Source organism: Lactovum miscens, assembly GCF_014202895.1.
In the GTDB taxonomy this organism is placed as follows: domain Bacteria; phylum Bacillota; class Bacilli; order Lactobacillales; family Streptococcaceae; genus Lactovum; species Lactovum miscens.
Map to the genome: position 1 here is coordinate 1 of NZ_JACHHV010000039.1, position 11,611 is coordinate 11,611.

The following is an 11,611-nucleotide window of genomic DNA, read 5'->3' on the forward strand; positions in this document are numbered from 1 at the left end:
GAGACTTGGATGAATCATTATCCAAGAAAAATGTTCAAGTATCAGACACCATTTCAGATGTATCGGGGTGGCTAAATTAAATTTGCAATTTGCCAAAAATAATTTATATAAAATTGGTCCCGACGGTTGCCTTCACTTCGTCATAGTTACTTTCCTATGAAGTAGTTGGAAAGTAATATTTAGATCAAGAATTTATTAGTGTGGATAAAAGAGATAGAATTTTTGGGTTAAGTTTTGCTAAGTTGTTTTTATAAGTCCCTATTAGGAAAATCTAAAGGAAGGGTAAATGACAAGATTTGTATGTACACGAATTTATGCGTTTCATTATTCGTAGGGTTAAGAATACCAACAAGGTTAATTGGGAATCAAGTCAAGTGTTGATATGAAAAGATAAGGAAAAAAATCTATAGCAGTCTTACTATACTACAAGGAATTTTAAAGCCCTCTCAGAATAATAGAGTAGATAAGTTCTTTCAACTCTGTTATAATCAATTTATGGTAAATACACAGAATAAACTTTTGCTAATAGATGGCTCTAGCGTTGCTTTTAGAGCTTTTTTTGCTCTGTACAATCAAATTGATCGGTTTCGAGCACCAAGTGGCTTGCATACAAACGCGATCTATGGTTTTCACTTGATGTTGCAAAATGTGATGCAAAGAATTTCACCTACACATGTTTTGGTAGCTTTTGATGCCGGGAAAACAACTTTTCGTACAGAGATGTTTTCGGATTATAAGGGAGGTCGTGCAAAGACACCGGAAGAATTTCGTGAGCAAATGCCTTTTATAAAGGACATGATTGACAAGTTAGGTCTCGCTCACTATGATTTGGACAATTATGAGGCTGACGACATCATTGGAACACTTGACAAGATGGCCGAAAGTGAGGAATGGACGGTCACTATCGTTACAGGTGATAAAGATATGATTCAGTTAGCAGATTCCAATACAACTGTCGAGATCTCCAAAAAAGGTGTGGTTGAGTTTGAAGCTTTCACACCAGATTATTTAATGGCAAAAATGGGTCTTACGCCAGATCAGTTCATTGATCTTAAAGCGATGATGGGAGATAATTCGGATAATTACCCAGGCATCACGAAGGTAGGTGAGAAAACTGCACTTAAGCTTTTGGCTGAGTATGGTCATCTAGATGGCCTGTATGCCAACGTGGATGAGATGAAACAATCGAAGCTCAAAGAAAATATTATTGCTGACAAAGATAAAGCCTATCTGGCGCGCGCATTAGCAACTATTAATACTCAAGCTCCTATTCAAATTAATCTTTCAGATTTGGCTTATCATGGGCCCAAAAAAGAAGAACTACTTAAATTTTATGGTGAAATGGAATTTAATGTCTTTAAAAAACAACTTATTGAGGGAAAAGTAGGAGCTTCTCCTAAGCGTGATGAAGTCAAATACACAGACTTCTCAATATCGGATCCGGAGATTTCAACGAAAGAGATAGAAGTTAATTTTGAAGAAGTAAATGAGAATCCAGAGATTCAACCAGATGACTTTTTCTATATTGAAATTCTGAATGAAAATTATCATCGAGAAAATATTGCTGTTTTTGCTTGGGGCAATGTGAAAAAACAATATGTATCAAAAAATATCGAGCTTTTAAAACATTTTAAATTCCCTCAAAATACCTATGATTTCAAAAAAAATAGAGTTCTATTGAGTCGCCTTGGTATAAAGCTTCCTCTGGTTGGCTTTGACAGTATGTTAGCAAAGTATTTGGTTTCTACGACCGAGGACAATAAAATTTCTACCATAGCTCAACTCTATGCAAAGAAGCATTTGGTAAGCGATGATGAAATCTATGGTAAGGGAGTTAAACGCGCGCTTCCTTTTGATGAAGAACTGTTCCCGCACCTTGCCCGTAAGATAAAAATCCTTACTGAAACAAAAGAATCGATTATTTCTGCACTTAAAGAAAATAGTCAATACCAACTTTTAACGGAGATGGAATTGCCACTTGCGGAAGTATTGGCCAAGATGGAAATAGCTGGGATTAAAGTTAAAGCTCAGACGCTCCATGAGATCGGCAACGAGAATGAACTTAAGTTATCTAATTTAACGCGCGAGATTTATGACTTAGCAGGGACTGACTTTAATATTAACTCTCCTAAACAACTTGGGGAGATTCTCTTTGATAAGCTTGAACTCGCCCATGGTAAAAAGACAAAGACGGGCTATTCAACAGCAGTTGATGTTCTTGAAGGTTTAGCTTCAGAGCATACAATCGTAGCTAAAATTCTTGAATACCGTCAAATTAACAAGGTCCAATCCACTTATGTACAAGGCTTGATTCCTCAAATTGCTGAAGATGGAAAGATTCATACGCGCTATGTTCAAGATTTGACTCAGACAGGGCGATTGTCATCTGTTGATCCTAATTTACAAAACATCCCAATTCGGTTAGAAGAAGGGCGTAAGATCCGTAAAGCTTTTGTCTCAAGTGAAGGCAGCGTTCTTTTGAGTTCTGATTACTCACAGGTTGAGCTACGTGTTTTGGCCCATATTTCGAAAGATCCAAATTTGATTGAAGCCTTTAAGAATGATGAAGATGTTCATACAGCAACTGCCATGCGTGTCTTTGATATAGCAAATGCTGAAGACGTGACGGCAAATGATCGTCGTTCTGCAAAGGCAGTTAATTTTGGAATTTCGTATGGGGAGACGGAATATGGACTCGCTCGTCGCCTAGGAATACCAAATAAAGAAGCTGGGCAAATTATTCGTACATATTTTGCTCGTTATCCTGAGATTGCTAACTATATCGAAACAACAAAACGTGAAGCGAAGAATACAGGTTATGTGAGTACGATGTTTAATCGCCGTCGTAAGTTACCAGATATCAATGCACGTCATTTTTCAGTACGTCAAGCAGCTGAGCGTCAGGCCATCAATGCACCAATTCAAGGATCGGCTGGTGATATTTTGAAAGTTGCTATGATTAATCTTGATAGAGCTCTTGAAAGTGAGGGTTTGGAATCTAAAATATTACTCCAAGTTCATGATGAAATTATTTTAGATGTTCCTCTAAAAGAACTTGAAGTTGTTAAGAAACTTGTTAGATTAACTATGGAAAAAGCGGTGAAACTTGTTGTTCCTCTTAAAGTAGAGGAAAATACAGGTTTAACGTGGTTCGAGGCAAAATAATTTTAACAAAAGTATACGTAAGCGACAAGAGCTTCTTGAAACCAATTTTTTAAAATTGAAATTGAATATCTTAAGAGAATAGAGTATGATTATTCTCTTTTTTATTTGTAGATTATGCTCAATTGACTGAGCAGCTGATTTTTGATCAGACATCATTAAATCGGTTTTGTAGGTTCAAATTCTGTAGTCTGTATTGGTCACTTGGTCAAATATTAAAGATTTCTCCTATCCCCCTCTAAACAGTATTATGTTATAATATGAATATAGATGGGTATGGTGCACACCCGAAACCGTTTCAATTGAAACTAATGGCGCCTACAATGCAAATAGTTTTTGCGTTGTAGGCGCTTTTTTCTTAGCTCACAGCGCAATTATAAAAAAGGAGATACATTATGTCTATCAAAATCGAAAATATTCATGCAAGAGAAATCTTTGATTCACGGGGAAATCCTACGGTTGAAGTTGATGTTAAGCTAACAGATGGAAGCTTCGGGCGTGCTGCAGTTCCGTCTGGAGCATCTACAGGAGATAGAGAAGCGGTTGAGTTAAGAGACGGAGGTCCTAGACTTCAAGGAAAAGGAGTTTCCAAAGCAGTAGAAAATGTCAATATAAAGATTAATAAATTACTTACAGGTCAATCACCGTTTAATCAAACAGATATTGATCAAATGATGATTGATCAGGATGGAACAGAAAATAAGTCAAATCTAGGAGCCAATGCAATTCTTGGAGTGTCAATGGCAGTTGCTCGTTCTGCAGCCAATAGTTTGCATCTTCCTTTATACCGTTACTTGGGGGGAATCAATCTGGAACTTCCTCAACCATTTTTCAACATTATAAATGGAGGTGTTCATGCAGATTCAGGTATCGATGTACAAGAATTCTTGATTACTCCAGTTGAGCGTAAAAGTTTTCGTGATGGTGTAGAAAAAGTAGCAAATATTTATCATAACTTGAAAAAAATTCTTGCTAATCAGGGCTTAGAAACTGCCGTTGGAGATGAAGGAGGATTCGCTCCAAAACTCGGTTCTACTGAAAATGCTATTTCCATTTTATATAAAGCCATTGAAGAATCTGGTTATGTCCCGGGTAGAGAAATTGCAATTGCAATTGATCCTGCCTCAAGTGAGTTTTATGATATTAACACACAACTATATAATTTTGAGGGGAAACAACTAACTTCTTTGGAACTTTTAGACTATTATGAAAGCCTAGTAGAAAAATATCCAGCTATTGTTTCAATTGAAGATGGCTTTTCTGAACATGACTGGGATGGCTTTGCAAAACAGACTGAAGTCCAAGGTAATAAAATTCAATTAGTGGGAGATGATATTTTTGTAACTAATCCCACTATTTTTAAAGAAGGAATTAAACGCGGAATTGGTAATGCCATCCTAATTAAACTTAACCAAATTGGCACTGTTTCTGAAGCAATCGAATCTATTAGGTTAGCGAAAAAAAATGGATATAACACCATGATTTCACATCGTTCAGGCGAAACGGTGGATACTTTCATTGCTGACTTTGCAGTAGCCATGTGTGCTGGTCAAATAAAAACTGGTTCCATTGCACGAAGTGAGCGAGTAGAAAAGTATAACCAATTTTTACGTATTGAAGAAGAGCTAGGTGAAAGTAGTTATCTTTCGAAATTTCCTAAATAAGAATAATGAGATATTACTGTTATATTGATAAAATATAAGATTCCATACCAAGATTTGGTAACATTGAACAAGTAAGGACTTGTTCAATTCTCTCTTATTATATTTAATTTAATGCCCAAAAGAACACTTCTTTTGGGCACTTTTATAAAAGTAGTACGAAAAACATTTTATTTAAAATATCTTAGATTATAAAGTATTATACAGCTTTGTATGTTTATTTTGATGGTGCTTCTAATACTTTCAATCGTAAATTTTTTATTTATGACCAGCAGCAAATTTATTTCAGCTACCTTTCAAAAGCCAGAAACATGAAGTTACAGATCGAGGTAAATCAAATAGTATTATTGGAAATTCAAGCTTAAATAGCCCGGTTCACTTTGTTGTAAATAGTAATAAGGATCTTGAGTATAAAATTGGATATGAATATTTGAGTGTTAGAGAAAGAGATTACTTAATAGTAGATTTTTGTATTATTTAACGTTTATAATAAATGAAAATGGACATTGTTTACCTAAAGTCTGCTTTGAAAAATCTATATATAAATTACCCAAAATTAATCAAATATAATGGTAAAAAATTTGAGTATCAAATTTCGTTTTATCGGACCTCAAAACTTAATTGATTTAGGCTTAATATTAGCTTTTCTGACTTAGGACTTTTTAAAGCATTAAATCCCTTATATATTTTTCCCGATAAAGAGTCTCTAAAGAAGAGGGAAATAGGAAAAGATCACTTATAAAACTGGGTAACTGAAGATTATGAAAATATTAATTTCTATAAATTCAAGCTTGTTTTTGATAGCCTAGTAAAGATTATTAAAGAGTCAGGGAGAACTTTGCCCCAAAAAATCTCATTTCGTTCATGAAAGCAATCTGCCGTTTTAATTTATGAGATATCTTTGTAACATCAACAAATTTCTGCCACATACCAAGTATACCTATCGCTTGCGAATTGTATACTTTTTTGTTATTATAGTTGAGTTGCAACAATTGCTCCAAACATGAGCTACTTACAAACACAAATAATATCTAAAAATTTTTAAGGAATGAATACTTGATACTTGCATTTCTAAATAAATATGATAAGATATTAAAGTACTGTTTGAGCAGAACATCTTGGTCCGTTGGTCAAGGGGTTAAGACACCGCGTTTTCATCGCGGTAACACGGGTTCAAATCCCGTACGGACTATTAACCACAAAAAGTTAAATTTAGTTATGGAGGATTACCCAAGTCCGGCTGAAGGGAACGGTCTTGAAAACCGTCAGGCGGGTAAAACCGCGCGTGGGTTCGAATCCCACATCCTCCTTGTATTGCCTTTGGCGATTTTATATTATCGCGGGATGGAGCAGTTAGGTAGCTCGTCGGGCTCATAACCCGAAGGTCAGAGGTTCAAATCCTCTTCCCGCAATTCATGTAATGCATGAGGAAAGTCAAATTAATTTTTTAAAATGACGTTCAAAATTAGATTATGGCTCGGTAGCTCAGTTGGTAGAGCAATAGATTGAAGCTCTATGTGTCGGCGGTTCGATTCCGTCTCGCGCCATACCCTTGCGGGTGTAGTTTAGTGGTAAAACCACAGCCTTCCAAGCTGTTGTCGCGAGTTCGATTCTCGTCACCCGCTGAATGTTCTAGAGAACGTTTAGGTGTCCATTAGTTAAAATGAATGTTGAAATTTAAATTTTTTGGGAGTTTAGCTCAGTCGGTTAGAGCACTGTGTTGATAACGCAGGGGTCCTAGGTTCGAGTCCTAGAATTCCCATAATTAGGTAATTTTGCCAGAGGAGATACACCTGTTCCCATGCCGAACACAGTAGTTAAGTCCTCTTGGGCCGGAAGTAGTTGGGGGTTGCCCCCTGTGAGATAAGGTCATTGCCTAGTTAACATTGCGGTTTAGCTCAGTTGGTAGTAGCGCATGACTGTTAATCATGATGTCGTCGGTTCGAGTCCGACAACCGCAGTTTGCTTTGGTAGCTCAGTTGGTAGAGCAGTAGACTCTTAATCTATGGGTCCAGGGTTCGAGTCCCTGCCGGAGCATTTATTTAAGCAGTTAAAAACCCTGAAAAGCCTAAAAATGTTGTTATATCAGCGTTTTTTTAACTCTAAAATACTATAAAATATCATATGAAATTAAAAGTTTTGCACCGAATTTTACCAATTAAAACTCTGAAAAGATCTCACGAATAAAAGTGTGATTTTTTTATCGTTAAATTGGTGTGCATGCACAACGAGAGTGATATTTATATATCATGTGTTGATTAGCTTTAGCGTATTGAGTAACTTTTACTTAAACGACTGAACAAACAAAACATTGACTCATGATACTATCTGAAATGGTTAAAAACTTGAAGTTCAAAATAAAGTGATGGTGATTTAGTAGATTTTAATATTTGTACCGGAGGACTTTAAAAGACCGATCTAGCAACTGGTTCAAGTCCTTGTTGGAGTATTCTTATTTGTGGCAACCGGAGAGCTGTTTTTTATGACTTTGTAGCTAAATTCACGAAGAGCGTCAGATAAGCCTCATTGATTTTTGGGGATGAAAATGCTATTATAAGAATACAAGAAGCACTGGAATATACGCGTTTACTCAAACTTTGACCGACTATTTATGTATTGTTTGGGACCGATGACATCTAGCACCATTGGCATTTGCCTCGGTTGAGCTAGAGCGAGAGTACCCCCTTTGACTTTAGTCGACGGATCAATACACTGAGTAAGCTACCGGTATTCAATCGGTGCTTTTTTTGCGTTTTGAAATGGCTTTATTTTAATAATTGAAAAGGAATTAAATAAATTTCAAAAGTTGTTATCAAAATTCTTTTTCAAAAAAATAAGTTGAATAAGAAATAAAAACAAAGATTCAAAACTAAATAATGGGACATAAAGACTCATACTAAATCGCATGATACAAGAAACTATTATCCTAAATTTAAAAGATGGGAGGGACTTGCTTCATTAAATAATGACTTGATTATTTTATTTATTTGTTCAAATCATCAGGGTTGGTGGTTTCTGTATTTTAGATCTAGTTGTTAAAAATATAAAAAAATTGTTTACCCAGTATTATTTAAGTTCTTCTCTGACTTTGTAGGTGACTTACAGAAATTCATGACAAATTTGAGAAATTAAAGAGGGTACTTTAGTTGCCAGAGTAGCCTATTTTGGTTGATTTAGTATAATGAATCACCAGTTTAAGCCAAGCTGAAATGGGATAGTTAAGTTAGTATTTGTAACTGAGGTTTAGATGCGTTCTATTTGTAATTATTTTCCACTCTCTGAAGCAGATTATGGGCGTTCCTCCAGATATAACAAAACTTGGGCTAAACTTAGATTTGGTAAAGAAGTTTTTTTTAAATAAAAAAGATAGTCTTAAAAATTTTTAAATCTTAATAAATACATTTTTGTTGCTTGGGAAGACCCAAAATTTAGAAATATAAGGTTTTTTAATGTAGCTTTGGCTCATACTTGTAGCAACTGATAAAGTTACTATTAAGCATCTCTAATTCTTTGTGATTAAGTTGATATTTACTTGTGTTGAAGGGGGGGACCTATCTATTTTACCTGTAAAGTGTTACACTGGGGGCAGGCGAGTCCCCTCTCACCTATAATAGATGATGATGGAGATGATTGGTAGTATAAATCAAATCAAACTGATAGGAAAGATTATTAAAATACTGACGGATGAAAAGTTTGAATGCCGGGGAGTAATAAAGGTTTATCCTTTATAAAGAGATACAAGGTAGAGTAATTTATTTTCTATGGTATCTCAAGAAAGGTTTATTATGATTTTAGGATTCATTAAATCAAATTTTCCAGGAGAACGACGTGTTCCTCTTTTGCCGGAAGATATCAAAGATTTTGATAACGACTTATTAATTGAGGAAGGCTTCGGAAGTCTACTTGACATTGAAGATGCTGACTATGAAAGAATGGGTTGCCGTATTCTACCAAGAGAAGAAGTTTTTAAACAGGCAAAAGCAATTTTTTCATTAAAACTTATACAACCCATAGATTATCCTTTTATTCAAAATTCTCAATTGATTATTGGATGGACCCATCCTTACGGATCAGGAAAATCTTTTATGGACAATCAGGCTAAGCCAAAAGGCTTGGTGGTGGTTGACTTGGACAATAACTCCCCCGAGATTTTTTATAAGAATGAAGTATGCAAAGCAGATATTCCTCAAGGTGTTCTTTACAGAAACAGTTTTTATGCAGGCGCTGCAGGAGCCATGGATGCACTACTCAAATATGGTCTTATCCCTGATGAAAATAAAAAAATCGCCATTTTAGGTTCAGGAAATGTTGCTCAAGGCGCATTTTATGCAATCTCCAAGTTTACTTCCAATGTAAGAATGTTTTACCGCAGAACAATGCCGACCTTTAAAGACACGCTTGATTCTTATGATATTATTATCAATGGTATCGAAATAGGACCAAAAGATGAGCCAATAATATCACTTGAAGCAAAAAAAAGATTAAAAAATGGGACCTTTATCATTGATATTGCAGCAGATGCAGGAAATGCCATTCAAGGAGATCATTTTACAGAACTTTCCGATTCAATTTATAAAGAAGATGGAATTTATTACTATGTCGTTCCTAACACGCCCTCTATTGCCTACCGTAATGTTAGTAGAATACTAAGCCAACAACTAAGTCATTATGTATTCAAAAAAGATGTTACACGATTTACTGAAATCAGAAATCAAAATACAAAAGGTATATTATAATTATTTCCAAAAAGTAAAGGTCTATCAGACTTGATTCACCTACAACAATTGTCTAACGTCCTTAGCCATATCAGACCTCTTTGATAGGACAATTTGTAAGATCTGATTCTTGTTCTCCATAAACTCAACTAGAATAGCAAAGAAAATATTAGTCGGCTTATAATATATATATATTTAGGCAATAGCTACTTTGTACAAGTATTAATAATTTGAAGAGAAAGTCCAAGTTTTGCTTTTGGGCTTTTTTTTTTGTTATAATATTAACAATAAAAGGGGGAAGTTCCCTAGGAGAGTTATGGAAAAAGAAAATAAAAATTCAAGTTTTACCATTGAGCAAAACGGAATTAACGTTATTGATGAGTCAGAACGTAAAGGAAAAGCTTCATCACTCTTTTGGCCGTGGTTTGCAGCAAACATTTCGGTTCTTTCAGTTGCTTATGGGGCCTTTGTACTTGGATTTGGTCTTAATTTTTGGCAAGCTTTAATTGCTGCAGTAATTGGAGCCTTAGGTTCATTTTTACTTGTTGGATTTATTTCATTATCAGGTAAACGTGGGTCAGCCCCAACAATGGTGCTTTCACGGGCAGCCTTTGGTGTAAAAGGAAATATTCTTCCTGGAATCATTTCTTGGGTCTTGCTTGTTGGCTGGGAAACGGTTTTGGTAGTTCTTTCAACCCTTGCTACGGCAACAGTTTTCCAACAACTGGGATGGGCCAGTGGTAATATGACAAAGGTTATTGCCTTTATTGTGGTTATTGTCATCATCGTGGGAACTGGCGTTCTTGGTCTTGATGCAATCATGAACGTTCAAAAATGGTTGACAATTATCTTATCAATTGTCACAATTGGTTACTTTATACTTTCAGCTCACAAGATAGATTTATCTAGCTTGGGTCAATTAAAGGCGGGTTCTTGGCAAGCCACAGTTGGTGCAGGTATCATGGTTGCAACGGCACTTGGTCTAGGTTGGATCAACTCAGCTGCTGATTATTCGCGGTATTTACCACGTAAGACGTCTGGTAAATCGGTTGTGGGCTGGACAACTTTTGGAGGGACCCTTGCTCCAGTGATTCTAATTTTCTTTGGACTTTTGCTCGTTGCTTCTCAGCCAGGTGGTGTAAGTTCCAAACTTGGTCAGGCCATTTCAGCAGATCCAATTGGAGCTCTTGCGACAATCTTGCCAACTTGGTATCTTATTCCATTTATAATTGTTGCTGTTGGTTCTCTCGTTTCTGGTGCTGTAATGGATATCTATTCATCTGGTTTGACTCTACTTTCTCTTGGCTTGCCAATTAAAAGATGGGTGGGAACTTGTATTGATGGTATCGTCATGTTTTTGGGAACAATCGCTATTGTTTGGTTCTCCAAAAATTTTGTTGGTCCCTTCGAAGCCTTTCTCGGCTTTGTTGGTGTCCCAATTTCAGTTTGGGGCGGAATTTTCTTGGGGGACTTTGTTCTTCGACAAAAAGATTATGATGAAAAAGATCTTTTCGATGAAAATGGACGTTATGGTTCAGTTAACTGGATAGCAATTATTTCAATGATTGTGTCAACCTTTATAGGATGGGGCTTGACTATGCAAAGTCTATCATGGTTAAGTTGGCTTGGTTTCTTATTTAAACCGCTTCATCTTGACATAAATGTTTGGGGTTACAGTGGACTTGGAATTATTATTGCTCTTATATTCGGTTTCTTTACCCCATTCTTGAACATTAGACGTATCAAGGAACAAGAATCGAAATAAGTTAGCTTGATTTATTAGAATGCGAAGGAGTGATTTTAGAAATTATTTCTTCGTATTTTTGCAAAAGTGGGTTTATCAATGTGAATAGGGCAGAAAAGCTTTAATCTCATTGAGTATATAAAGAAAAATAATAAATTTTATAAATATTTGTGGTTGTCTGAGTAATAACAAAAAGTAGTTCTAGGTTTTTCAATTTCTGGAACTACTTTTCTATTTGGCAAATTGTAAAATTAGTTTAGCCACCTGAAGCAAGAAAAAAACACCTGAATTTCTTATACTTGAATTTGAAAGAAGACAAGTAGAAAAGG

4 protein-coding genes, 8 tRNA genes, 1 rRNA gene and 1 riboswitch are annotated in these 11,611 nt (G+C 35.6%); all 13 genes read left to right on the plus strand.

Going from position 1 to position 11,611, the window contains the following annotated elements:
- The first annotated feature begins 495 nt into the window (after positions 1-495).
- The 13 genes from polA (at position 496) to HNQ37_RS07775 (ending at position 11,303) form a co-directional block, all read left to right on the plus strand.
- Entirely contained in the window at positions 496-3,165 is a 2,670-nt protein-coding gene (gene polA / locus HNQ37_RS07715; RefSeq protein ID WP_183540979.1) for a DNA polymerase I, read from the plus strand.
- 260 nt (positions 3,166-3,425) lie between these two features.
- A riboswitch (Fluoride riboswitch) is annotated at positions 3,426-3,490 on the plus strand.
- Between the two features lie 67 nt (positions 3,491-3,557).
- Positions 3,558-4,826, plus strand: a complete 1,269-nt coding sequence (gene eno / locus HNQ37_RS07720) for a phosphopyruvate hydratase (RefSeq protein ID WP_183540982.1) — start codon at positions 3,558-3,560, stop codon at positions 4,824-4,826.
- Positions 4,827-5,943: 1,117 nt separating this feature from the next.
- A tRNA-Glu gene (locus HNQ37_RS07725) sits at positions 5,944-6,015 on the plus strand.
- Positions 6,016-6,043: 28 nt separating this feature from the next.
- A tRNA-Ser gene (locus HNQ37_RS07730) sits at positions 6,044-6,133 on the plus strand.
- Positions 6,134-6,161: 28 nt separating this feature from the next.
- Positions 6,162-6,235, plus strand: a tRNA-Met gene (locus HNQ37_RS07735).
- Between the two features lie 62 nt (positions 6,236-6,297).
- Positions 6,298-6,370 (plus strand) — tRNA-Phe (locus HNQ37_RS07740).
- Between the two features lie 7 nt (positions 6,371-6,377).
- Positions 6,378-6,448: transfer RNA gene (locus tag HNQ37_RS07745), tRNA-Gly, on the plus strand.
- Positions 6,449-6,511: 63 nt separating this feature from the next.
- Positions 6,512-6,585 (plus strand) — tRNA-Ile (locus HNQ37_RS07750).
- Between the two features lie 3 nt (positions 6,586-6,588).
- Positions 6,589-6,704 (plus strand): 5S ribosomal RNA (gene rrf / locus HNQ37_RS07755).
- A 6-nt stretch (positions 6,705-6,710) separates the two neighbouring features.
- Positions 6,711-6,784: transfer RNA gene (locus HNQ37_RS07760), tRNA-Asn, on the plus strand.
- A 3-nt stretch (positions 6,785-6,787) separates the two neighbouring features.
- Positions 6,788-6,860: transfer RNA gene (locus tag HNQ37_RS07765), tRNA-Lys, on the plus strand.
- 1,748 nt (positions 6,861-8,608) lie between these two features.
- Positions 8,609-9,559, plus strand: a complete 951-nt coding sequence (locus tag HNQ37_RS07770; RefSeq protein ID WP_183540988.1) for a Rossmann-fold NAD(P)-binding domain-containing protein — start codon at positions 8,609-8,611, stop codon at positions 9,557-9,559.
- 295 nt (positions 9,560-9,854) lie between these two features.
- Complete coding sequence (locus tag HNQ37_RS07775; protein ID WP_183540985.1) at positions 9,855-11,303, plus strand: purine-cytosine permease family protein; 1,449 nt, start codon at positions 9,855-9,857, stop codon at positions 11,301-11,303.
- Positions 11,304-11,611 lie beyond the last annotated feature (308 nt).

Excerpts from the sequence above, each read along its gene's own strand:
- eno (WP_183540982.1), top strand. The coding sequence starts at position 3,558 with ATGTCTATCAAAATCGAAAATATTCATGCAAGAGAAATCTTTGATTCA.
- polA (WP_183540979.1), top strand. The coding sequence starts at position 496 with ATGGTAAATACACAGAATAAACTTTTGCTAATAGATGGCTCTAGCGTT.
- HNQ37_RS07770 (WP_183540988.1), top strand. The coding sequence starts at position 8,609 with ATGATTTTAGGATTCATTAAATCAAATTTTCCAGGAGAACGACGTGTT.
- HNQ37_RS07775 (WP_183540985.1), top strand. The coding sequence starts at position 9,855 with ATGGAAAAAGAAAATAAAAATTCAAGTTTTACCATTGAGCAAAACGGA.